Below are 23,980 nucleotides of genomic sequence, written 5' to 3'. Positions count from 1 at the left end.
GAATACATGAACAACTGTTGTTGCTAATTTAAGATTTTTTCACAGCATCCAGATTAAAAGTATATATAACCGGTATAAAAAATAAGTTTCCAAGGCAAATTATAGTATATATAAAAATTCAAAAGGTAGTGATGGATACAATGACAAAAGCACAGGAAATAAGTGTTACAGCACAGGTAGAAGAAGATTTGCCAAAAGAGAAGTTTGAAGAACTTAAAGCTTTTATTGAAGGATTAGGCACTACAAAGGGTGCATTGATAGAAATACTACACAAGGCACAAAGCTTGTTTGGCTATCTACCAAGGGATGTACAGCTTTTTGTAGCAAGGAAGCTGGGGATTCCAGGAGCAGAGGTTTTTGGCGTTGTCAGCTTTTACTCCTACTTTACCACAAAACCACGAGGAAAACATACCATAAGTGTATGCATGGGGACAGCGTGCTTTGTTAAGGGTGCAGATAAAATAATGGAGCGGCTTAAGGAGAAGCTTAAAATTGAGTCTAACGAGATAACTGAAGACGGTCTGTTTACACTGAAGGATATCAGGTGCGTTGGTGCGTGCGGCTTAGCACCTGTAATGATGATTGACGATAAGGTCTATGGCCGCGTTAAGGAAGAAGAATTGGACAGTATTCTTGAAAACTACAGAAAATAGATTAAAAATGATTAATACTTTAAGCATCAATTTTATAAATGAATGCAAGGGCGGTGTAGCATGAGTATAAAATCTATGGAAGAACTGCGGAAAATAAGAGAGGAACACCAAAGTAAGGTGGCCTTAAGACAAAGTGGTGAGAACCCCGAGGATAAAATTGAGATACTCATAGGTATGGCCACATGCGGCATATCTTCCGGAGCAAGAGAAACATTGAATGCCTTTGTTGAGGAAATAGGCAAGCAAGGGCTTCAGAATGTAAAGGTTATAACTGTAGGTTGTATAGGGTACTGTCATTCCGAACCGACGGTTCAGATTAACATGCCAGGTCAAAAGCCTGTTCTTTACGGCAATGTAAAAAAGGACAAGGTTGTAAGTCTCATAGACAGTCATATAAAAGGTGGACAACCCCTGAATGATCTGCTTCTTAAAGTGGATTTCGAAAGGGCATAGGAGGGAAATAAAAGTGGCAACACGTTCTAATGTTTTAGTTTGTACAGGTACCGGGTGCCTGGCTGGTGAAAGTGAAAAGGTGGCAAAAAATCTTGAGCTTATAATTAAAGCCAGGGGATATGAGAATGAAGCAAACGTAATAAAGACAGGCTGTTTTGGCTTTTGTGAAAAAGGACCCATAGTAAAGGTTGAGCCGGACAATGTGTTTTATGTATCTGTAGGCCCTAAGGATGCAAAAGATATTATAGATGAGCACATTATTAAGGGAAGAGTGGTTGAAAGGCTTTTATACAGAGAGCCTTTACAAAATGAAATTGTAAGCAGGCAGGAGGAAATGCCTTTTTACAAAAAGCAGCTTAGGATAGCTTTAAGAAACTGCGGTCTTATTAACCCGGAGGACATATTTGAATACATTGCCTTTGGAGGTTATGAGGCATTAGGAAAGGTGCTCACATCTATGTCACCTGAGCAGGTCATTGAAGAAGTCAAAAAGTCAGGTTTGCGTGGAAGAGGAGGCGGCGGATTTCCGACGGGCTTAAAGTGGGATATAACGCGTAAGCAGCAGAGCCCGGAGAAATTCATTATTTGTAATGCTGATGAGGGTGACCCGGGTGCTTTTATGGACAGGAGCATTCTAGAAGGTGATCCTCACAGCGTAATAGAGGCTATGGCAATAGGAGGGTATGCAATTGGTGCCGATAAAGGCCTTATATATATTCGTGCAGAATACCCCCTCGCCATTGCCAGATTGAATATTGCCATCAGGCAGGCAAAAGAACAGGGCTTGCTTGGCAAAAATATTTTCGGCACAGGCTTTAACTTTGAAATAGCAATAAAGTTCGGTGCAGGTGCATTTGTATGCGGAGAGGAAACAGCTCTTATAAATTCCTGCGAGGGAAAAAGGGGGGAGCCCAACTATAAACCCCCATATCCGGCTGAAGAAGGCTATTGGGGACATCCTACCTGTGTAAATAATGTTGAGACCTTTGCAAATATTCCTCAAATAATAATGCGTGGAGCTGAATGGTTCTCATCTATCGGCACTGAAAGGAGCAAGGGTACAAAGGTATTTGCACTTGCCGGGAAAATAAAGAATGTGGGGCTTATAGAGGTACCAATGGGCGTTACATTAAGAGATATCATATACGATATTGGCGGTGGAATTCCTGGCGGCCACAAATTCAAAGCAGTACAGACAGGGGGACCCTCCGGAGGTGTTATGACTGAACAGCATTTGGATACGCCTATTGAATATGACAGTTTGCTCGAAATAGGCTCCATGATGGGATCGGGCGGAATGATTGTTATGGATGAGCGAGATAATATGGTAAAAATCGCCAAGTTCTATCTGGAGTTCTCTATGGATGAGTCCTGTGGAAGGTGTACTCCATGCAGGATAGGAACAAAACGAATGTATGAAATTTTAAATAAAATAACCAGCGGTAAAGGTACCATGTCGGATATTGATGCACTAAAACAGCTTGCCTATATGGTTAAGGACGGTTCGCTTTGTGGGCTTGGGCAGACAGCACCAAACCCTGTCATAAGCACGCTCAAGCATTTTTGGAACGAGTATATGGCATTTATAAAGGATGAGGATAGTCCAAGGGGAGAAGGCAGATACGAAGCGAAAAACAAAATCAGATCGAAATTAGAAGTATGATTTTACTTTAATAACAAGATAAAAAATTAGTACTAATTGGAGGGTTGGTTATGGCAGGAAACCCAGCTGCACACCAAGATAAAGACATGGTTGGCATTAAAATAAACAACAGGGAAATGAAGGTTCCCAAAGGAATAACAATTGTGGAGGCAGCACATGAGGCAGGGGTGAAAATACCTACTTTATGCCATCTGGATCTACATGATATAAAAATGGTAAATAAAACAGCCTCATGCAGAGTATGTATGGTTGAACTGGTTGACTCAAGAAGCAACCGTAATAAGCTTGTTCCGGCATGTGTTACAAAAGTAAGTGAAGGTATGGAGGTCTTGACAAGCACCTTAAGAGCTATAACGGCAAGAAGAATGTCGGTTGAGCTTTTGTTGTCAAACCATCCAAATGAATGCTTTACATGCCCGAGGAATTTGGAGTGTGAGCTTCAGGCTTTAGCACACGAGTTAAAGGTAAGGCATATAGCTTGGGAAGGCGAAAGAATGGATTACCCCAAAGATATGTCAAGTGATGCTATTGTCAAGGATCCGGATAAATGCATTTACTGCAGGCGATGTGAAACTATGTGCAATGAGGTTCAGACCTGTGGTATTTTGTCAGGGATCAGCAGAGGTTTTAATGCCTTTGTAGGGCCTGCCTTTAATATTCCTATGGTTGAATCCTCATGTACATACTGCGGGCAATGTGTACAGGTATGTCCTACAGCAGCCTTGACTGAAGTTTATCATGTGGATAAGGTCTGGGAGGCGTTAAATGACCCTGACAAGCATGTAATTGTACAGACAGCACCTGCGATACGAGTTGCACTTGGTGAGATGTTCCATATGGAGCCAGGAACAATCGTAACCGGTAAGATGGTTTCAGCCTTGCGTGCTATGGGATTTAACGGGGTATTCGATACAAATTTCGGTGCGGACCTCACAATAATGGAAGAAGCATCAGAGCTTATATACCGTATAAAGGAGAACAAAACGCTTCCTATCCTTACAAGCTGCTGTCCTGCATGGGTGAAATTTATTGAGCATCAGTTCCCGGAGCTTTTGAAGGTTCCATCAACTTGCAAGTCACCTCATATAATGTTTGGAACAATAGCAAAAACATACTACGCTGAAAAGAACGGAATAGACCCTGACAATATTGTGGTGGTTTCCATTATGCCGTGTATAGCAAAAAAAGCTGAGGCAAAGAGGCCAGAACTAACAAAGGATGAGCACAACAATGTTGATATTGTAGTCACCACAAGGGAGCTGGGATACATGATCAAGGAAGCAGGGATAGATTTTGAAAGCTTGCCTGACAGTGATTTTGATATGCCTTTGGGAGAACATACGGGAGCTGCTGTTATTTTCGGTACTACCGGAGGGGTTATTGAAGCAGCAATACGTACCGCACATGAGTGGATGACGGGTAAGGAGTTGGAAAAAGTAGAGTTTGACCAATTAAGAGGAGCAGATGGTCTCAGGAAGGCTGAGGTGCAGATTGGAGATAAGGTCCTAAGAATAGGTATAGCCAGCGGCTTAGGAAATGCCAGAACACTACTGGAGGACATAAGGGATGGAAAGGATCACTATGATGCAATTGAGATAATGGCTTGTCCTGGAGGGTGCATTGCAGGCGGAGGACAGCCTTATCATCATGGGAACTTTGAAATTGTCAAGAAACGCCAAGAAGCAATATATCGAGAAGATGAAAACAGAAAGATAAGAAAATCCCACGAGAATCCTGAGATAATAAAACTCTATAAGGAATATCTGGGAGAACCTTTTGGTGAAATTGCCCATAGACTTCTCCATACTCATTTTGAGGAAAGAGAAAGAATATAGGGGACATAAAAAATACTTGACAGGATAATTTTTCATATGTTATACTATCTACAGTGTGCCTATAAAGGTGTTGTTGAGTATTTGAACTCAAATTAAGATGATATAAGAGATTAAGAAAGGAGGATTTACACAATGTATTGCACTATAAGATTACAACTTGGAAAATATAATAGTGAACTTGCGTCATTTTCATGGGAACCAGGTACTGATAGGAGCAGTCATTGGCTTGATCCTCTATTTATGAAGTGTAGAAATATTTCAACTATTTAACATGGATGAAAATTACACTGTATAATGTGCGGTTAAGTCATAAAAAATGGCTTAACCGCTTTTTAATTACCATGAGAAATTATGGTGTATACTTAACCGCAATTTCTTATGACAACACAAGGTTGAAAAATCACTTCGTGATTTGTTAATTCGACATAAACCATACAAAATAATATATATGTTACAATTAAATTACAAAGATTAATGTTATTGACAAAAGAATAGAATGATGGTATTCTGAAATAGGTGTAAATGAAAGATTAAAAATACTAAAGGATAGGAGGAAAGTCAATGTATACACTTAAAAATAATTTTATGGAGCAACTGAATATAAAAGCGGGATTATCATATAGACCAAGTACATATGAAGGTATTTATTGGCTTAGTCCTCTTTTGAATAAATGCAGAGTCCGATTAAATTTTGAGCGAAGTTAATCAGGTAATGAAATAAATGCATTTTACTAAAAAGGGCAGCTAAGTCTGAAAAAGATTTAGCTGCTTATTTTTGTTTTTATTAATATAACTAATACTAAACAGGTGGTGAAAACATGAGGTTTTTTAACTCAACACAAAAAAACATGAGTTTCTCTGATGTAGTTGCAAGTATTAAATACTTCATCAGGATTAATCCGGATAATATATTCCGGATAGCAGTAGGTACAGACTCCCAGGTTAGAGGAAGAAACACCTGCTTTGCAACAGGTATCCATATCCATATGATAGGGAAAGGGGCCTGGTGCTGCATAAGCAAAAGGCTTGAGACTAAGGCTTATAGAAATTTAAAGGAGAAGATATCAAAGGAAACACTTTTAACTTATGAAATTGCACACATGTTGAATGAGCAGTTAATGGACTCTCTTGAAGATTTCAGTGCCAAGTATAAGAATTTTCAGTGCAGCTTGGAGGCACATATAGATATAGGAAAAAATGGCGAAACAAGAAAGTTTATTAGGGAAATGGTTGGATACTTCGAAGGGATCGGTATTGATGCAAAAATTAAGCCTGAATCCTTCGTGGCAAGCAGCTATGCAAACAGATTCAGTAAGTCATTTAAAGTAGGTTAGGAAATTTGAAAGGGTTGATATTACTATGACAGTTTTAAAGGTAACACCCGTGAGAAATGTTTTAATTGGCAAAGGGTGTTTTAAGAGTGAAAGAGCAGATATGTTCTACAATAAAGTAATTCATGACGGAGCTAAGATTGAAGTTTTTGACGTCTCCGACAGAAAGCAAAAAGAGCTTACTGTATGCGAATTAAATAAAAGAAAGCATAGAATGATTATAAATAATAAAAGATACTTTATTTGCTCTATTGTAGCATGTTAAGGCATGAATGAAAAAACACTTTGGATATCTGGTTATCCAAAGTGTTTTTTGCATTTAAAATGCTAAAAATAATTTTAAAATTCTTTGAACTATTTCCTCATTCAGTCGTCACATTAACAAATAAGCAAAAGGAGTGTATTTAAAATGAATGATATTAGTAATATGGAATTAATAAAACTTTTGATACCTGTAATAGCTGTTCAAGTAGGCTTATTCATATATTGCCTGGTTGATATCTTGAGAAAGGGTACACAGAATTTAAATAGGGCTATTTGGATAATAATTGCTGCAACGGGAACGATGGGGTCAATTATATACCTTATATTGGGAAGAAAGAGGTGGAACAATGATTAGAATAGAGAACCTCTATAAAAGTTACAAAGGCCATAAGGTTCTTAAGGGACTCAATATAGAAGTTCATAGAGGAGAAATATATGGATTTATAGGGCATAACGGTGTTGGCAAATCAACAACCATGAATATCCTTGCAGGACTTATCGGTTTTCAGTCAGGTAAATGTATTATAAATGGAAGAGATAGTTCCGGTAAAGGTCTGCAAAACAAAGATATCGGCTACTTACCTGAAGATCCTAAGTTTTATCCCTATATGAATGCATGGGAGTATTTCGATTTTATCGGCCGTATAGGGGGAGACACGGGAAATACTATAAAAGAAAAAAGCACAGATCTCCTTGAAAGAGTGGGGCTAAGTAAGGCAGCCAAAAGACCTATAGGAGGCTATTCCAGAGGTATGAAGCAGAGGCTTGGTCTTGCAGTTGCCATGTACCATGACCCCCATGTATATCTTTTAGATGAGCCTTCATCAGCACTGGACCCCGAAGGAAGGCTAGACATGGTAAATATTATTGAGGAACTAAAGGATCACGGCAAAACGGTATTTTTATCGACACATATATTAAATGATATAGAAAGAATTTGCGACAGGGTCGGAATAATACACGACGGCAGGATTGTTGTCGAGGAGAGATTGGACTCTCTTATGGCAAAGTATGTACAGCCTGTATATGACATAGAGTTTGCAAAGAAGCCAGGCCGTAATTTAGCCGACAACTTTATGAAGCTGGATTATGTTGAGAAAGTTGATACTCAGGATAATAAGATAAGTGTAACTATAAAAGACCTGGAAAAGGATTCTCAGAATTTGCTCAGGGAAATTGCAGGATTGAATGTATTTATTACTTCGATCAATTTAAGAAGGAATAGTCTTGAAGAAATATTTATGAAGGTGGTGAAATAAATTGAAAAGCTTAAATGCGTTTTTAAGAAAAGAGATGCTTGAAGCATCAAGAACCCATAAGTTTATAATAATTGCGGCTGCCTTCATGTTTTTTGCATTGGCAGATCCTGCTATGCTAAAGCTTCTGCCCCATATTTTAAAGAGCCAGATGAGCATGATTGATCTCAGCCAGATGAAATTTGATCAATTTATGGCTATGACCAATTATACTAAGGATCTCTTCCAGATTAGTACTATTGTAATAGTGCTGGCAATATCAGGGATAATTTCAGGTGAAAAGAATAATAAGACACTGACCATGCCTGTTTCGATAGGATGTAATGTTTATGGCATAGTGGGAGGAAAATTTATACTTTATGGAATATCATTATTCGTGGCTTCGATGATAGGAATGTTGACAGCCTACTATTATTCAGGCATAATATTTGAAAATAGCTTTGGTATAATTCCTGTATTAAAAGCTGGTGCATTGTTTGGAATGTATTTTATATTTGTTTTAAGTGTTGTTACCTTTTTCAGCAGCTTGTTCCAGAAGGCATTTGTTGCAGGTATTTTCACACTTGTGTCAGTTTTTTTAATGCGTGCTGCGGAAGGGATATTTAGCTTTAAAAGGTTTTTTCCTACAAATATTTTAGAAGAAGCTAACTCGTTCAAGGCTGGATTACAGGGCGATTCAATTATAACTATGGCTGTGCTCTTTATAGCTGTTACAGTGCTTAATTTGCTGGCAGCATATAAACTTAAGAAAACCGAGTTGGTATAATGATGCTTTTATGCTTTTTTGGAGGAATTCTATATTAATTAAAGAAAGAGGTATAACAAGTGCTGGAAACTGAACTGCTTGGATTAGCAAAATCCGGTGACAGAAATGCCCTTGAAAGCCTTCTAACGGTCAATTATAAGATGGTCTACGGTTATCTTTTTAAGCTCACCATGGATGAAGACTTGGCAAAGGATTTGACACAGGACACTATGACCAGGGCTATTATTAATATAAAAAAGTTTAAGGGTGAATCCAAGTTTTCTACTTGGATGATTTCCATAGCATCCAACTTGTTTAAGGATACTGTCAAGAAAAAGGGCCACACCTATGAGGACATAGATGAAATCGTCGACTTGGACGCAGGAGAAGATGTGGAGAATGCTGTGATTACAAGGGAAAAACTGACGGTATTAAAGAAGGCATTGGCAGGTATTCCCGCAGAGATGAGGCAGGCTTTTATCCTTAAGCATTATTACAATTACAGCTACGAGGAGATTTCGACTATATTGCACTGTCCTGTCGGGACAGTGAGGTCGAGGATTCACTATTCGATAAAGAAGTTAAAATCGGTTTTAGACGGAGGAATTTCAAATGAGCAAATGCTGTAAAGAATATGAGGGTATTCTTATTGATATATATTATGGCGAATCGGATATAAGTAATGAAATCAAAGCTCATCTTGAAAATTGCAGCAATTGCCGTGAGTTTTTAAGTGAATTGGAAGAGCTGGGGAGTGGCTTGGATCATTTGGAAATGGACTTTTCAGTTGATAATTCTCTTATCAACAATGCATTTGCGACTGTGGATGATAATACAGCAAAAAAGAGAAATATTATTGATTTGATAATTTTTCTTTCAATATCTGTTGGAATAATGGCAGTTATTTCTGTTCTTGTATATAAGGGCTACGGAAAATATCTGTTTTATGGCTATGGAGTAGTCTTTCTTTTAGCACCCTTCAGTTTACTTGCATTTGTAAGAGAGAGTCGATTAAAGGAGGATGTAATATGAATGATTCATTTTCGAGTTGGATGTTGATTCCTTTGTTTATCCTGCTTTTTATCCAGGGAGCTTGGATTTTTAATGATGCCTCCAAAAGGGGAGAGAATAAATGGATATGGGGATTTTTCGGTTTGTTGAATGTACCTTCAAATCTAATTATATATCTTATTGTTACAAGGGTGTGGGCAAAAGCTTGCCCTTGCCAAATCTGCGGCAAAAAGTTCAGGAATAATTATAAATATTGTCCTCACTGCGGTGCTTCCAACAGCAGTTTTGGCAAAAACAAATAGGCTCAATATTTCCTAAACATTTAAAAAAGTGATTTTACGACTATATGCTGAAAAACATATAAATAAAAGTAAAATCACTTTTGAATCAATTGTCCACTTCCTGTATTCTCATTTTATCCGAGGTGGAGACCTCTAAGTTGAATTTGGCCTTTGCATCGTATCCAACAACCTTTATTAGGTTCTTACCCTTATGGACTTTAAGATCTACGGTTCCTTCATCTTCCTGCTCAAATATATTGGTGACTTTTTTATCGGGAGTTATTAAGACACACTTGATCTTGCCCCTTGAAACTTCAGATTTAAAGCTTACTGATATGGTACCTTCCTTGCTGGCTTCTATTAAACGAATGGTTTGAGAACCATAAAATTTCCCGAATCTCATTTCAATTGTGTTTTTGCTGCTTATCTCTGAACGGTTGATTGAGAAATAGCTGTCACCATCCTTTGATATTTTTGAATCGTCATTATATATGCTTTTTTGATAATCGGTTGGACCTGCACAGCCATAGAAAGCTATGGATATGAAAAGGATCAGCCCGATAAGGTATACGGATTTTAAGTTTTTTTTCATGTCTGGTCTCCTTGAGTAGAGTCATGATTTCATATTTTTATGATATCATTAGGCATGAATAATTTGCAATATAAAAACTATTGAGAAAAGAGTTATTTTTGACTTTTTAACATATTGCTATTATAATTAATTTGGGGTTGGACAAAATCAGAAGATTAATTGATTTTAAACACTTTAATATATAATGGAGTAGTTAATGTTGAATAATTTTAACAAAAGAATGCTGGAGGAGTTCAGGAGACTTGTAAGTTTTTCCATTATCGGCGTCATTAACACACTCATTACAATGGGCGTAGATAATGGTTTGTTTTATTTTTTAAAGGTTGATCAGAACATTTCATTAACTTTAGGTTATTTTGTTGGTATGATCAATTCATATATCCTGAATAGTATATTCACATTTAAGAGTAAATCGGATTACAAAAAATCCAAAGACAAGATGCTTAAGTTTTTAGTAATAAATATTATATCATATTTAGCTGCTCTTGCTGCTAAGGACTTCGGGGCAATATTATTTTCAACCCAAAGCAAGAATTATATAAATAGTGCTTTTGGAGTTATAGCGGCACAAATAGTAAATTATCTGGGATATAAAGTTTGGGTTTTCAGAGATAAGGTTAAAGGTAAAAATTAATAAATAAAGAGCATATTACAGCATACCTCTACATGACGGGGTATGCTGTAATATGCCGTAGAATAAAGGAAGGCAGGTTATAAAATGATACATGCAAGCGGCATATCTCTAAGGTATGGAGGACGTGCCTTATTTGAAAACGTTGACATTAAGTTTACAGCAGGTAACTGTTATGGGCTCATTGGTGCAAATGGCTCGGGCAAATCGACTTTCTTAAAGATTCTTTCAGGAGAGGTTGAAGCAAATAAGGGTGAGGTTATTATAAGCCCTGGGGAAAGGTTGGCCGTTTTAAAGCAGAACCATTATGAGTTTGATGAATTTGATGTCCTAAAGACAGTAATAATGGGACATAAGAAGCTATGTGAAATCATAGATGAAAAAGAAGCCCTATACGCAAAACCGGAGTTTTCAGAGGAGGACGGTATAAAAATATCCGAGCTGGAAGCAGAGTTTGCGGAGCTTAACGGATGGGAAGCAGAATCGGAAGCTGCTACACTTTTAAACGGACTTGGAATAGGCGAAGAATTTCATTACAAAAAAATGAAGGATATTGATGGAAACCAAAAGGTAAGGGTTCTTCTTGCTCAGGCCTTGTTTGGAAATCCTCATGTTCTTCTGCTGGATGAGCCTACCAACCATCTGGATATTGAGTCAATTACATGGCTTGAAAATTTCCTGTACAACTTTGAAAATACTGTTATTGTTGTTTCACATGACAGACATTTTCTAAATAAGGTATGTACACATATCGCTGATATAGATTTTGGCAAGATACAGATGTATGTCGGAAACTACGACTTCTGGTATGAATCAAGCCAGTTTGCACTCCAACAGGCAAGGGACGCAAACAAAAAGATAGAGGCCAAGATTAAGGATTTGCAGGAATTTATTCAACGATTCAGTGCAAATGCATCAAAGTCAAAGCAGGCTACATCGCGTAAAAAGCTTTTGGATAAGCTGACTCTTGAAGACATTAAGCCATCTTCTCGTAAATACCCCTTCGTAGATTTTAAGCCTGACAGGGAAGCTGGTAATGACCTTCTTATGGTATCAGGGTTATCCAAAACAGTTGAGGATGAAAAACTTTTGAATGATATCAGTTTTATTGTAAACAAAGGGGACAAAATTGCTTTTGTTGGACCTAATGGTCTTGCAAAAACTACTTTATTCAAAATACTTACTGATGAAATGAAAGCCGACAGCGGAGAATTTAAATGGGGAATAACAACCTCCCAGGCATATTTCCCAAAGGATAACTCAGCTTACTTTGATGGCGTGGATCTATCGCTTGTTGACTGGCTAAGACAGTATTCAAAGGATCAGACCGAAACCTTCCTTAGGGGATGGCTTGGAAGAATGCTTTTCTCAGGGGAAGAGGCATTAAAGAAGGCATCTGTACTATCGGGAGGAGAAAAGGTACGCTGCATGCTTGCAAAAATGATGCTTTCAGGAGCCAATGTGCTCATTCTGGATGAGCCTACCAACCATCTGGACTTGGAATCAATTACCGCACTAAACAACGGCCTTATAAACTATAAAGGGACAATTCTGTTTGTTTCACATGACCATCAGTTTGTGCAAACTGTTGCCAACAGGATTATGGAGATTACTCCTAAAGGACTTATAGACAGACAGATGACTTATGATGAATATTTGGAAAGCGAAGAAATTGCAGCTCTGAGAAAGAGCATGTATGAATAGGGGATTAGGGAATTTCTATGAGCATTTTAAATGTTGAAAATGTGAATCACGGATTTGGGGCCAGAAAGATCCTGGAGAATGCATCCTTCCGACTTTTGAAAGGAGAGCATGTAGGCCTTGTTGGAGCTAATGGAGAGGGTAAAACTACTTTTTTAAATATAATAACCGGAAAGCAGATTCCTGACGAAGGAAAGGTTGAATGGTGCAACAGAATTACAACAGGATACCTTGATCAGCATATGGTGCTTACCAAAGGTAAGACCATAAGGGAGGTTCTGCAGGAAGCCTTTCAGCATATGTATGACCTTGAGAAGGAAATGCTTGAGATTTATGAAAAAATGGGTGATGCATCTCCTGATGAATTAAATGCCATGATGGAGGATGTAGGAGAGATCCAAAGTGAGCTTGAGCACAGCGGTTTTTATATGATAGATGTTAAGATTGAAGAAGTAGCAAACGGACTTGGATTAGGAGAAATCGGCCTTGACAAGGACGTAGGCAATTTGAGCGGAGGCCAGAGGTCAAAGGTACTTCTAACCAAACTGCTTCTTCAAAACCCTATGATCATGATACTGGATGAGCCTACCAACTTCCTTGATGAAAATCATATTTATTGGCTTAAGAACTATCTTAAAAGTTATGAGAATAGTTTTATACTGGTTTCGCATGACATACCCTTTCTAAATGAGGTTGTCAATGTTGTTTACCATGTGGAAAATGCGGTTCTCACAAGGTATTCCGGCAATTATGATCAATTTCAGCAGATGTACCAGCTTAAAAAACAGCAAAACCAGATTGCTTATGAAAAGCAGCAAAAGGAAATTGAACGTTTGGAGGACTTTGTTGCAAGAAATAAGGCAAGAGCTGCTACAGCTACCTTGGCGAGAAGCCGTCAAAAAAGACTGGATAAAATGGACATCATAGAAAAGGACAAAGAAAAGATCAAACCTACGTTTAGGTTCAGAGAGGCAAGGAGCCCCGGGAAATATATTTTCCAGGCCCATAGTCTTGTGATAGGCTATGGAGAGCCTCTTACAAAGCCTCTGGACGTTATTCTGGAGAGAGGCAAGAAGGTTGCTATAAAAGGTGTTAACGGCCTCGGAAAAACAACTTTATTAAAAACGCTTTTGGGAATTTTACAACCAGTATCAGGTGAGGTAAAATTGGATGACTACTTATATCCGGGCTATTTTGAACAGGAATCGGAATACGGTAATACCATGACGGCTTTAGAGGAAGTATGGAAGGAGTATCCGGGCTTATCAAATGCTGAAGTCAGAGGAGCTTTGGCAAAATGCGGACTGACCAACGAGCACATCACAAGTCAAATGATGGTTTTAAGCGGAGGAGAAAGTGCAAAGGTAAGGCTGTGTAAGCTCATGCTTAAAGACATCAACTGGCTGGTACTGGACGAGCCTACAAACCACCTTGATGTAGCTGCAAAAAGCGAGCTTAAAAATGCACTTAAAGATTTTAGAGGCACTATCCTTCTGGTAAGCCATGAGCCCGAGTTTTATGAAGATTTTATAACAGATGTCTGGAACGTGGAAAACTGGACCACCAAAATTGTTTAAGAGAATTTATTGAAGTGAACATAGATAAATGCCGGCAAAGACCTTTTATTTCTGTAATAGGACAGATTAAAGTGTCTTTGCCTTTATTATTTTAATAGTAATAAAATTTTTTTAAAAAAATATCTTAAAAAATGGAACTAACATCAACCTGTCATAGTCTAATAAATAAAAAACAAAAAGAGAGGGTGTATTAAGTTGAAAAGGAAAATTTCCATATTTTTATCTTCAATAATGATTCTATCGCTATTCTTCTATGTAAATGTATTTGCTGCCAGCGATAGTGGATTTGAGGATGCAGTGAAGCTGGTAAAAAGCAAAATAAGTATTCCTGCTGATTATACCGTATTTAACTTTAGAAGCGGTACTGAGAACAACAAGAAGGTATGGTCAATGGAGTGGAGCACAAAAGATGGGGATGGATTTATAAGTGTCAGTTTGGATGATAAGGGCAATATTCTAAGATATTATAATAATAAACCAATGCCCGGCCAAACAACCAGAAAGCTCCCAAAGGTAAGTATGCTTGATGCCAAGGCAAAAGCGGAAGCTTTTATTAAGAAGGCAGCTCCAGGGTATTTCTCACAGGTAAAATATTCTGATGCGGGCAACAGGACTTTAGTAGATATTTCATATATGTTTAATTATATCAGGGTAGTAAACGGTATAATGTTTCCAAATAACTATATAAATATATCAATAAATTCAGACACCGGTGAAGTGCAATCTTATAATGCTACATGGAACGATAATGCTGTTTTCCCATCGGCAGACAAGGTGATATCAAAGGCAGAAGCCCAAAAGGCCTTTATGGAAAAGCTGGGCATGGGACTTTTCTATAATACTTCTACAGACAACGGTAAACAGAAAATATATCCGGTGTATGCTCCAAAAAATCAGAACTATTACATAGATGCAGTGACTGGTGAAAAAGTAGAGTTGCTTTATAGTATGCTTCCATACTTTGACTATGGATTTTCAGCAAGCCTTACTTCGGGAAGGGCCAAGGGCGGTATGAACATGGATGCTGATATGGTTTCACTTACGCCCGAAGAAACAGAAGCAATTAACAGCGTTTCAAAGGTTATTCCAAAGGAAGAAATAGAGAAAAAGCTCAGGGCTTTTAAAACATTAGGCTTAAGCGACGAGCATAAATTATTGGAAGTATCCTTAGAGAGAGATTACATCAATAAGGAAAGCATTGTTTGGAGAATGAGCTTTGTAAAAGAAAGTAAGGAAAATCCGTATCAGGATTCTGTAAATGTAAGTGCTGACGCAAAGACGGGTGAGATTAAGGACTTCTGGATAAATGCACCCCACAAGGACGGTGAAGAGCCAAAATACGATAAGGATGCATCAAAAGCTGCAGTAGAGGCATTTTTGAAGGAAATTCAGCCTGACAAATTCAAACAGAGTGAGTTCGATGCCAACTTAGACAGAAACATATATATTGACCCGTTGTATGCAGAGAAGCCGAGAGATTTCAGCTTTAATTATATAAGAAAAGTAAATGGTGCAATGTTCCCTTCAAATCATCTATCAGCAGGATTTGATGCAGTTAGCGGAAGAATAATAACCTATAACATGAATTGGAGCAATGAAGAGTTTCCATCCTTGGATAAGGTGGTGTCCCTTGATAAAATATACGACAAGCTTTTTAATGATGTAGGGCTCCAGCTTCAATACAAGGAAAACTACCCGCAGGAATATTTGATGAAATTTCCTCAACCAGGAAATGTTAAGCAGGAAATCAGACTTGTATATGCTTTGAACCACGAAAAACCTTCAACTTTTGATGCCAATACAGGAGAGCTTATTACGCCTGACGGCAAACCATATAAGGATCAGAAGGAATATGGATATAAAGATATAAAGGGGCATTATGCAGAAAAATACATCAAAATACTTGCGGAGTACGGTATTGCCTTTGAAGAAAGTGAATTCAAACCTGACAGCAAAATAACCCAAAAAGATTTTATGAAGCTTTTATCAAGCCTAATGAATTATGGAAACGGTATGAATATCCTTTCCAGAAACGACAGTAAGGAAATTGAGGACATCTACAAGGTTATGATTAGGGAAGGAGTTATCAAGGAATCGGAAAAGGCACCGGATTCCCAGGTTACCAGAGAAGATAGCGTAAAGTTCATTATAAGAATGATGAAATACGATAAAGTTGCCGATATCAAAGGAATATACAATTGCAATTACAAGGATAAGAACAAAATTAATCAAGACCTTATAGGTTATATTGTTATAGCAGACGGACTTAATATTATAAAAGGCTCATTCGGATACTTCAATCCAAAAAACTCTTTGACAAGAGCTGAGGCATTTATACTTGCTTACAATTACCTTCAAAATTGATAAATATATGTACAACCCATTGAGATAACCTCAAAGCTTACTTCCGGATACAAGTTTACCGGCTGTAAGCTCTTTTTTATGTATTGGAAGTTATGGCATATTTGAAATCAATAGTATTTTTGTGTATCTAGAAGGAATGGATAACTAAATAGCCATAATAAACCAAAATATGCTAAAAAGGCACTAGATATAAGCTTTTAAAAATGCTATAATAAAATTGGAAAAAATAATACCATAACTCGGGAAATTTTCTAATTTAAAACATTAAAGCCCGACTTATTAATTGATCTGAAAAAAATATATATAAAAAGCCCAAAAGCAGCAGTTGTCTTTATAGTTTAGACTGTGGAGATATACAGGGCATAAAGCGATTTTTATACCTGCTGCCATTACTTATTAGAATCATTAAATACAATTGGTTTTAATATAATGGAAATCGCTAATATATTATTAAAATTTTTGAGAGGGTGATAGGTTTCATGTTTTTAGGAGGTTTATTGATAGGAGGATTTATAGGATTTGCTTGTGCAGCTTTAACAAGGGCAGCAAGTCTTAGCAGTGATCTGAAGGAGGGTTGATAAACTTCGGGTTAGTGTTCTCCTAAAGCCGGAGGCACAAAGTGGCTCCGGCTTATCAATAAACTTATGAATGAGAAATAAATTTATCTCCAAATTTTTTATTAAGCCATAAAGGCTTTTTTTGATGTCCAGAATATTACATATATTGACTTATTACTTTTCAATAGAGAACCTACCTGATATAATAACAAAGTATCTGTTTATATCATATTACTTTTAATATCATTTTACTTATAGTATAAACAGATAGAGCAACTTTAATACGGATTCTTTTACTATACCGGGAGTGTATATATGAGCAGAAAAGATAATTTTGTGGCGTTTATAAGAAATATCGGTCAAGAATATTTCACAAGTAAATTCAAGTTCATGGAATTTAGTATGGTATTACTTTATTATGTAGTTATAATGGTTTTCTTTACTAGAAACACCATACCCGATGAGTTATATACAATTTTAGGCCAGATTCAGGGATTTTTGGCACTTTATTTGGCTTACAGGTTTAGATTTTTTGGATTTGCAATAATTGTGACATTAGAAATGTATCAAGCATTATTTTTATTTGTAAGGTATTTGGATACACCGACTATTAATTTTATGGCAGGGCTGTTATCAAAAATGCTAACAAGTATATCCGCCCTTATTGTAGCATTTTTATCAAATAAGCAGGAGATGCAGAAAAGAGACCTTAAAAGGCTGGCAATTACAGATGATTTGACAGATGTATTTAACCAGAGACACTTTAATGTAAGTATTATTGACGAAGTGGAAAAAGCAGATAAAAAGGGAACCAATCTAGGATTAATACTTATTGATGTAGATAATTTCAAAAAGTACAATGATATATATGGACATGATAAGGGTGATGACGTATTAAAATCAACAGCTTCCCTCATAAAGGTTGCAGTTGGAAAAGATAATTTGGTATTCAGATATGGAGGAGATGAGTTTGCAGTTCTCTTGCCAAATTCTGACCAGTTTAATACAACCCGGGTAGCAGATGATATCAGAAGGGAGTTTGAAGTTCAAAGACATTTTTGCTTCTCAGATGGCATTGGGAATCAAATATCTCTATCTATGGGAATATCACAGTATCCGGATTTGGCGGCTGACAGGGATGAGCTTATGAGTCAGGCAGACATGGCATTATACCACTCAAAGAATTTAGGTAAAAACAAGGTGCATTTTTATCAGGATGTCATATCCAGGATCAGAAAGGGTATAAGTAAAGACCACCAGCATCTTATAGGGGTTTTTAAGACGCTTTTAAGTACAATTTCAGCAAAGGATACATATACACTGGGGCATTCGGAAAGGGTTTCTACATATGCAGTAATGATTGGAGAGGCATTAAATCTTAGTATAAATGAAATATCCACTCTGCAGTATGCAGGACTTTTGCATGATATAGGCAAAATAGAAATTCCCAAAACCGTACTGAACAAATCAGGCAGTTTGGATTACGAAGAGTTTGAACTGATAAAAATGCATCCTGTGTACAGTGCAAATATTTTAGAGTCTCTGTCAGGCATGGATGAACTGGTTACCTTTGTAAAGCATCACCATGAGAAATATGATGGTACAGGGTATCCTTCAGGCTTATATGGTAATCAAATAAGCTTGGGTTCAAGAATACTTTGTATTGCGGATTCCTTTGACGCAATGATTTCAGAGCGTCCATATTGCAGTGCAATGAATACCGATGATGCTTTAAGGGAATTGGAAAGATGTGCTGGTCAGCATTTTGATCCAGATCTTGTAGAGCTTTTTGTTTCTGTTATGAAGGCAAAAGTTTAATAAACTCCATGGGGTGATGAACAATTTGTTTTGCACCGCTTTTTAGAAGTTCATCAGCTTTCCTAAATCCCCATGTCACTCCAACAGCATACATACCTGCATTGTTGGCGGTTTGCATATCCACAGCCGTATCACCTAGGTATAAAAAATCCTTAGGATGGATACCAATAATGGAACAAATCTCTAATGCACCGATAGGATCCGGTTTTATAGGTATTGATGGGCGTTCACCGAAGACAACATCAAAATGCCATTTATTTAGAAATTTTTCGACTATTTTTTGTGTAAAAATGTGGGGTTTGTTTGATAGGACGCATAATTTATGTCCTTTAGCGGTAAGGAAATCCAACATTTCAGGAATACCTTCATAGGGTAAGGTGTTATCTCCCCAATGTTTTTCATATCTTTCCTTCATTTGGGAAACCAGATTGTTTATAGCTTTTTCATTCTGCATGTTTTCAGGCAAAGCCTTCTTTGCGAGGTTGTAAACACCTTCTCCCACTAGATATTTATATTCTTCTATAGTGTATACGGGAAAACCGTTAGCCAAAAGAGCATAATTCATTGCGTTGGCTATATCTGCTATTGTATCTAATAATGTACCGTCAAGATCGAAAAGTACTGCTTTATGGCTCATAATGATAACTCCCTCGTAAATATATCTTTCATTATAACCTTATTATAACATTTTGAATACCTTAAAATAAAAATCGTTTTTGATATTGACAAATATTAAGCTTCAGATTATAATTTTGATAATTCGTTAGTTTAATGCTTTAGCGAATTAAAGTATTAAAGTGAGGTTGATAATATGAGCAAATGGAAAATTTACACGCCTGAAGGGGTTCAGGATATACTTTTTAACGAGTGCCATCTTAAAAGAAATCTTGAGGAAAAGCTTAGGAATATATTTAGAAGTTCAGGATACCAGGAGATTGAAACTCCTACGTTTGAGTTTTATGACGTGTTTTCCGAGGATTCAGACAAGACTCCACAGGAAACCATGTTCAAGTTTTTTGACCAGCAGGGTAGGATACTGGTTTTAAGGCCCGAAATGACAATACCTGTTGCAAGAATATCTGCAACAAAGTGTAAGGACATTTCAGCACCGATAAGGTACTCTTACATAGGCAATACGTTTAATTATACTGAGCTTGGAGGAGGAAAGCAGAAGGAGTTTACCCAGGCAGGAATTGAGATGGTGGGTGTCAATACTCCCGAGGCTGATGCAGAAGTTATAGCAACGGCTATAAGTGCTGTCAAGACTATGGGGCTTGAAAGCTTCCAGATAGATATAGGTCAGGTGGAATTCTTTAAAGGGCTGATGGAAGAAGCGGGTATAGCCGATAATGACATTGAGCAAATGAGAATACTCATAGATAGAAAGGACTTTCTCGGTGTAGAGGAGCTGGTTAAAGGCCAGGATATAAGAGAGGATCTTAAAGAACTGATTTTCAGCCTTCCAAGGTTGTTCGGATCCATTGATGTCATAGAAAAGGTTGAGAAGATAACTTTAAATGAGAGATCCATAAATGCACTGAACAATTTAAGAAAAGTTCTTCAAATTCTTGATGATTATGGTTACAGCAAATATGTCTCCGTTGACTTGGGAATGGTAAGGAGCCTTAATTACTATACAGGAATCATATTCAGGGGATTTACCTATGGGGCAGGGTTTCCTATCCTGAGCGGCGGAAGATATGACAGCTTGGTTGGCAAATTTGGTAAAAACAGCCCGGCAATAGGTTTTTCGCTAGGTGTAAACATGATTATGATAGCCCTAGACAGGCAGAAGATAGAATCAGAAAAGCCAAGTTTGGATACCCTTGTGTGCTATCTGGATGAGGGCAGGAAAACAGCCTTCAAAGTGTCCCAGGAGTTGAGAAGACAGGGGCTTGTTGTTGAGATGGATGTGGCTTGTCAGGGCATGGAGCAACTGAAAAACTATGCTTCAAGCAAAAGAATTGGTGGAATAATTATGATCAGGGACGAAGAAAACATAGAAGTCCATAATCTGGAGAACGGGGAAGTTTCAAAGGCAACCTTTGCAGAGCTTGCCGGAGATAAATAACGTGCAATGGGTTGTTAATGATTATATTCGTGAAGGGATGGTTTTATTATGAGGTATTTGACTATAGCCCTTTCAAAAGGGAGACTTACGGAGTTATCCATTGAGCTTTTTGAAAAAATAGGGATTGATTGCTCTGAATTGAAAAATTCTTCAAGGAAGCTTATTTTATGTGATGAAAAGAATAAAATAAAGTTTTTCCTTGCCAAGCCCAGTGATGTTCCTACATATGTAGAATACGGAGCAGCTGATATAGGTATAGTAGGTAAAGACACTCTTATGGAGGAAGGCCGACATTTATACGAGGTGTTAAACTTGGGATTTGCGGCTTGCAAAATGGCTGTAGCCGGACCTGCAGAGCTGCAGGGTAAGCTTGATGAGCTAAATAATAAAAGGGTTGCTACCAAATATCCAAGGATCGCCAGGGACTATTTTGAGCATAAAAGAAAAGAGTCCATTGAAGTAATTAAGCTTAACGGATCTGTTGAATTAGCACCGCTGGTAGGATTGGCAGAAGTAATAGTTGACCTTGTAGAGAGCGGAAGGACCCTTAAGGAAAACGGTTTGGTGGTATTGGATACCATAGCCGATATAAGTGCCAGAATGGTTGTAAACAGGGTAAGCATGAAGATGGAAAGTGAAAGAATAAACAGCATAATAGATGGGATAGGGAATCTGCTTGAAAAGAGGTGAGGAGTTTGATAAGAATTATTGATTCAAGAAAAGAAGAAGACAAGGATCTGTTAAAAAAGCTTTTGGATAGAAGCCAGCTTGATGAAAGTGCAGTGTTAAAAAGGGTTGAAGAGATAACTTCAAACGTAAGAATCAAGGGAAATTCAGCAGTTTTTGAATATACTAAGATGTTTGATAAGGTGGATATCACAGCAGAAAATATAAAGGTTTCCCGGAAGGAAATTGATGATGCGTATTGCAGCGTAGACAAGGAGCTTATAGATATCATCCGGAGGGCAAAAGCCAATATAGAGGAGTTTCATATCAAGCAGAAGGAGAAATCCTGGTTTTCTACAGAAAAAGACGGCGTTATATTAGGTCAGATACTAAGGCCTTTAGAAGTTGTGGGTGTATATGTTCCGGGGGGAACCGCACCGCTTCCTTCATCAGTTCTTATGAATGTTATGCCTGCAAAGGTTGCAGGGGTTGAGAAGATAGTCATGGCAACTCCTCCAGGCAGGGATGGTACAATAAATCCAGTTATACTGGTTGCTGCAAATGAAGCGGGTGCAGATGAGATTTATAAAATGGGCGGGGCTCAGGCCATAGCTGCACTGGCCTTTGGTACTGAGAGTGTTCCTAAAGTAGATAAGGTTACAGGACCTGGAAATATATATGTCAATATGGCAAAGAGACTGGTATACGGATATTGTGATATTGATATGTTTGCAGGCCCCAGTGAAATAATGGTTGTTGCCGACAAGACTGCAAATGCCAAGTTTGCAGCGGCGGACCTATTGTCCCAGGCAGAACATGATGTGCTTTCCGCTTCGGTTTTGGTAACTGATTCAGAAAAGCTTGCCCAAGAAGTAAAATGTGAAATTGAAAGGCAAACGGAATACCTTGGTAGAAAAGAAATAATAAATAAATCCATAGGCGATTATGGTGCAATAGTTATTGTAAATGATATGGAAGAAGCAGTTCAACTGGTTAATAAAGTAGCTCCTGAGCATCTGGAGTTATGCGTGGAGGAGCCTTTTGGAATGGTTGGAGAAATAAAGAATGCTGGGGCCATTTTCCTTGGGAACTATGCATCGGAACCACTTGGGGATTATTTTGCAGGTCCGAACCACGTTTTGCCTACAAGCGGAACTGCCAGGTTTTTCTCACCACTTAATGTAGGTGACTTTGTTAAAAAGTCCAGCCTTATATCATATTCGAGAAAAGCCCTATCAAAGGTTAAGGACGATGTAATACGGTTTGCAGAAGCTGAAGGCCTTTCGGCCCATGCCAATGCAATTCGAGTAAGGTTTGAAAAAGGAAGTGATTTTAATGAGTAAATATTGGAGTACAGCAGTTAAAAACTTGGTGCCCTATGTACCTGGGGAACAACCAAAGGATAAAAAGTATATAAAGCTAAATACCAATGAGAGTCCATACCCACCGTCACCAAGGGTATTGGAAGCCATTAAAAATGCAGCAAACAGCGACTTAAGACTGTATCCCGATCCTGAATTTCATGAGTTAAGGGAAACCGTCGCAACATATTACGGCATTTCAAAGGAAGAAGTATATGCAGGAAACGGATCTGACGAGCTTTTGGCTTTTGCATTCCAGGCATTCTTTGATCCTGGCAAAAAGATACTTTTCCCAGATATAACATATTCCTTTTACCCTGTATACTGTAAATTGTACAATTTGGACTATGAAACTGTGGCGTTGAATGAGGAATTTAGTGTTCCTATAAATGAGTTTCTGAGGGAAAACGGAGGCATAGTCATATCCAATCCCAATGCCCCCACTGCTAAATACATAAGCATTGACGAGATAAAAACAATTGTGGAGTACAATAAAGACAGGGTTGTCATAATAGATGAAGCATACATAGACTTTGGCGGTGATTCGGCAGTCAAACTGATAAAGGACTATAAGAATCTTTTGGTTGTCCAGACTATGTCCAAATCAAGATGCCTTGCAGGTTTGAGGCTTGGACTTGTTATGGGGAGCAGTGAACTTATTGACGCCATAATCCGCATAAAAAATTCATTCAACTCATATCCTGTGGATCGCCTTGCTTTAGCGGGTGCGGCGGAAGCAATAAGGGATGAAGAGTATTTCACAGAAACTGTTGCCAAAATTGTAAATACCAGAGAATGGGTTGCATTAAGGCTTAAGGAATTGGGATTTGAGGTCTTGGATTCAAAAGCCAATTTTCTATTTATAAGCCACAGCAAAATAAGTGCTGAAGCCATATTTAACCACTTAAGAGAAAACGGTATCCTGGTAAGATTCTTTAAAAAGCCTAGGATAGACAATTATCTAAGGGTGAGCGTAGGAACCGACAGTGATATGGAAGCTCTGGTAAAGGCTTTGGAGAAATTGCTTTGGTAAGGGATTTTAACATAATGTTAAATTTATAAATATTATAGTGTATTATTATCCAATCTGTTATAATAAACTGGGCTTATAGAAATTTGTAAAATCCCTTTGGGATTTTATTCTTTAAAT

Annotated in this window: 23 protein-coding genes; 21 read left to right on the top strand and 2 right to left on the bottom strand. The window is 37.7% G+C overall.

The window, feature by feature from the left end:
- The first annotated feature begins 140 nt into the window (after window positions 1-140).
- The 12 genes from nuoE to VIO64_RS20865 all read left to right on the top strand — a co-directional run bounded on the left by nuoE (window position 141) and on the right by VIO64_RS20865 (window position 9,513).
- Window positions 141-653: an NADH-quinone oxidoreductase subunit NuoE gene (gene nuoE, locus VIO64_RS20920; RefSeq protein WP_331921750.1), complete on the top strand. Its 513-nt coding sequence runs from the start codon at window positions 141-143 to the stop codon at window positions 651-653.
- Between the two features lie 60 nt (window positions 654-713).
- Complete coding sequence (locus VIO64_RS20915; RefSeq protein WP_331921689.1) at window positions 714-1,106, top strand: (2Fe-2S) ferredoxin domain-containing protein; 393 nt, start codon at window positions 714-716, stop codon at window positions 1,104-1,106.
- 13 nt (window positions 1,107-1,119) lie between these two features.
- Window positions 1,120-2,769, top strand: a complete 1,650-nt coding sequence (gene nuoF / locus VIO64_RS20910) for an NADH-quinone oxidoreductase subunit NuoF (RefSeq protein WP_331921688.1) — start codon at window positions 1,120-1,122, stop codon at window positions 2,767-2,769.
- A 50-nt stretch (window positions 2,770-2,819) separates the two neighbouring features.
- Entirely contained in the window at window positions 2,820-4,604 is a 1,785-nt protein-coding gene (locus VIO64_RS20905; RefSeq protein ID WP_331921687.1) for an NADH-dependent [FeFe] hydrogenase, group A6, read from the top strand.
- 818 nt (window positions 4,605-5,422) lie between these two features.
- Window positions 5,423-5,938 (top strand): ribonuclease H-like YkuK family protein, encoded by a 516-nt coding sequence (locus VIO64_RS20900; RefSeq protein ID WP_331921686.1) that lies wholly within the window; start codon window positions 5,423-5,425, stop codon window positions 5,936-5,938.
- A gap of 25 nt (window positions 5,939-5,963) precedes the next feature.
- The gene (locus VIO64_RS20895) at window positions 5,964-6,200 is read left to right on the top strand and encodes a hypothetical protein (protein ID WP_331921685.1); all 237 of its coding nucleotides are present in this window, start codon (window positions 5,964-5,966) and stop codon (window positions 6,198-6,200) included.
- A gap of 144 nt (window positions 6,201-6,344) precedes the next feature.
- Window positions 6,345-6,554, top strand: a complete 210-nt coding sequence (locus VIO64_RS20890; protein ID WP_331921684.1) for a PLDc N-terminal domain-containing protein — start codon at window positions 6,345-6,347, stop codon at window positions 6,552-6,554.
- A complete protein-coding gene (locus tag VIO64_RS20885; protein ID WP_331921683.1) occupies window positions 6,547-7,458 on the top strand; it encodes an ABC transporter ATP-binding protein in 912 nt (303 codons plus the stop codon). The genes VIO64_RS20890 and VIO64_RS20885 overlap by 8 nt, the downstream gene beginning before the upstream one ends.
- A gap of 1 nt (window position 7,459) precedes the next feature.
- Window positions 7,460-8,221: a hypothetical protein gene (locus VIO64_RS20880; RefSeq protein WP_331921682.1), complete on the top strand. Its 762-nt coding sequence runs from the start codon at window positions 7,460-7,462 to the stop codon at window positions 8,219-8,221.
- Between the two features lie 59 nt (window positions 8,222-8,280).
- Window positions 8,281-8,829, top strand: coding sequence for a sigma-70 family RNA polymerase sigma factor (locus VIO64_RS20875; RefSeq protein ID WP_331921681.1), 549 nt, complete (start codon window positions 8,281-8,283; stop codon window positions 8,827-8,829).
- Entirely contained in the window at window positions 8,813-9,232 is a 420-nt protein-coding gene (locus tag VIO64_RS20870) for a hypothetical protein (protein WP_331921680.1), read from the top strand. The genes VIO64_RS20875 and VIO64_RS20870 overlap by 17 nt, the downstream gene beginning before the upstream one ends.
- Window positions 9,229-9,513 (top strand): hypothetical protein, encoded by a 285-nt coding sequence (locus tag VIO64_RS20865; protein ID WP_331921679.1) that lies wholly within the window; start codon window positions 9,229-9,231, stop codon window positions 9,511-9,513. Before VIO64_RS20870 ends, VIO64_RS20865 begins: the two co-directional genes overlap by 4 nt.
- 85 nt (window positions 9,514-9,598) lie before the next feature.
- Here the strand turns inward: VIO64_RS20865 and VIO64_RS20860 are convergent, their stop codons facing one another.
- Entirely contained in the window at window positions 9,599-10,084 is a 486-nt protein-coding gene (locus VIO64_RS20860) for a hypothetical protein (protein ID WP_331921678.1), read from the bottom strand.
- 196 nt (window positions 10,085-10,280) lie between these two features.
- Here VIO64_RS20860 and VIO64_RS20855 point away from each other — a divergent pair, with 196 nt between their 5' ends.
- The 5 genes from VIO64_RS20855 (at window position 10,281) to VIO64_RS20835 (ending at window position 18,732) form a co-directional block, all read left to right on the top strand.
- On the top strand, window positions 10,281-10,718 hold the full coding sequence (locus VIO64_RS20855; protein WP_331921677.1) for a GtrA family protein: 438 nt from the start codon (window positions 10,281-10,283) through the stop codon (window positions 10,716-10,718).
- Between the two features lie 84 nt (window positions 10,719-10,802).
- The gene (locus VIO64_RS20850; RefSeq protein WP_331921676.1) at window positions 10,803-12,419 is read left to right on the top strand and encodes an ABC-F family ATP-binding cassette domain-containing protein; all 1,617 of its coding nucleotides are present in this window, start codon (window positions 10,803-10,805) and stop codon (window positions 12,417-12,419) included.
- 17 nt (window positions 12,420-12,436) lie between these two features.
- Window positions 12,437-13,993 (top strand): ABC-F family ATP-binding cassette domain-containing protein, encoded by a 1,557-nt coding sequence (locus VIO64_RS20845; RefSeq protein ID WP_331921675.1) that lies wholly within the window; start codon window positions 12,437-12,439, stop codon window positions 13,991-13,993.
- 195 nt (window positions 13,994-14,188) lie between these two features.
- Window positions 14,189-16,357, top strand: coding sequence for an S-layer homology domain-containing protein (locus VIO64_RS20840; RefSeq protein WP_331921674.1), 2,169 nt, complete (start codon window positions 14,189-14,191; stop codon window positions 16,355-16,357).
- A gap of 872 nt (window positions 16,358-17,229) precedes the next feature.
- Complete coding sequence (locus VIO64_RS20835) at window positions 17,230-18,732, top strand: diguanylate cyclase (protein WP_331921673.1); 1,503 nt, start codon at window positions 17,230-17,232, stop codon at window positions 18,730-18,732.
- Here the strand turns inward: VIO64_RS20835 and VIO64_RS20830 are convergent.
- A complete protein-coding gene (locus VIO64_RS20830) occupies window positions 18,713-19,369 on the bottom strand; it encodes an HAD family hydrolase (protein WP_331921672.1) in 657 nt (218 codons plus the stop codon). The two genes, VIO64_RS20835 and VIO64_RS20830, sit on opposite strands and share 20 nt — an antisense overlap.
- Window positions 19,370-19,543: 174 nt before the next feature.
- Here VIO64_RS20830 and hisZ point away from each other — a divergent pair, with 174 nt between their 5' ends.
- From hisZ to hisC, 4 genes are read left to right on the top strand one after another with little or no spacing between them, the layout of a single operon-like run.
- Window positions 19,544-20,803 carry an ATP phosphoribosyltransferase regulatory subunit gene (gene hisZ / locus VIO64_RS20825; protein ID WP_331921671.1) on the top strand — a complete coding sequence of 420 codons (1,260 nt, stop codon included), beginning with the start codon at window positions 19,544-19,546 and terminating at the stop codon, window positions 20,801-20,803.
- A 48-nt stretch (window positions 20,804-20,851) separates the two neighbouring features.
- The gene (gene hisG / locus VIO64_RS20820; protein ID WP_331921670.1) at window positions 20,852-21,493 is read left to right on the top strand and encodes an ATP phosphoribosyltransferase; all 642 of its coding nucleotides are present in this window, start codon (window positions 20,852-20,854) and stop codon (window positions 21,491-21,493) included.
- 5 nt (window positions 21,494-21,498) lie between these two features.
- A complete protein-coding gene (gene hisD / locus VIO64_RS20815; RefSeq protein WP_331921669.1) occupies window positions 21,499-22,812 on the top strand; it encodes a histidinol dehydrogenase in 1,314 nt (437 codons plus the stop codon).
- Window positions 22,805-23,863 carry a histidinol-phosphate transaminase gene (gene hisC, locus VIO64_RS20810; RefSeq protein WP_331921668.1) on the top strand — a complete coding sequence of 353 codons (1,059 nt, stop codon included), beginning with the start codon at window positions 22,805-22,807 and terminating at the stop codon, window positions 23,861-23,863. The genes hisD and hisC overlap by 8 nt, the downstream gene beginning before the upstream one ends.
- Window positions 23,864-23,980 lie beyond the last annotated feature (117 nt).

The organism is Pseudobacteroides sp. (assembly GCF_036567765.1).
In the GTDB taxonomy this organism is placed as follows: domain Bacteria; phylum Bacillota; class Clostridia; order Acetivibrionales; family DSM-2933; genus Pseudobacteroides.
This window is presented reverse-complemented; position numbering and strand designations above follow the sequence as displayed.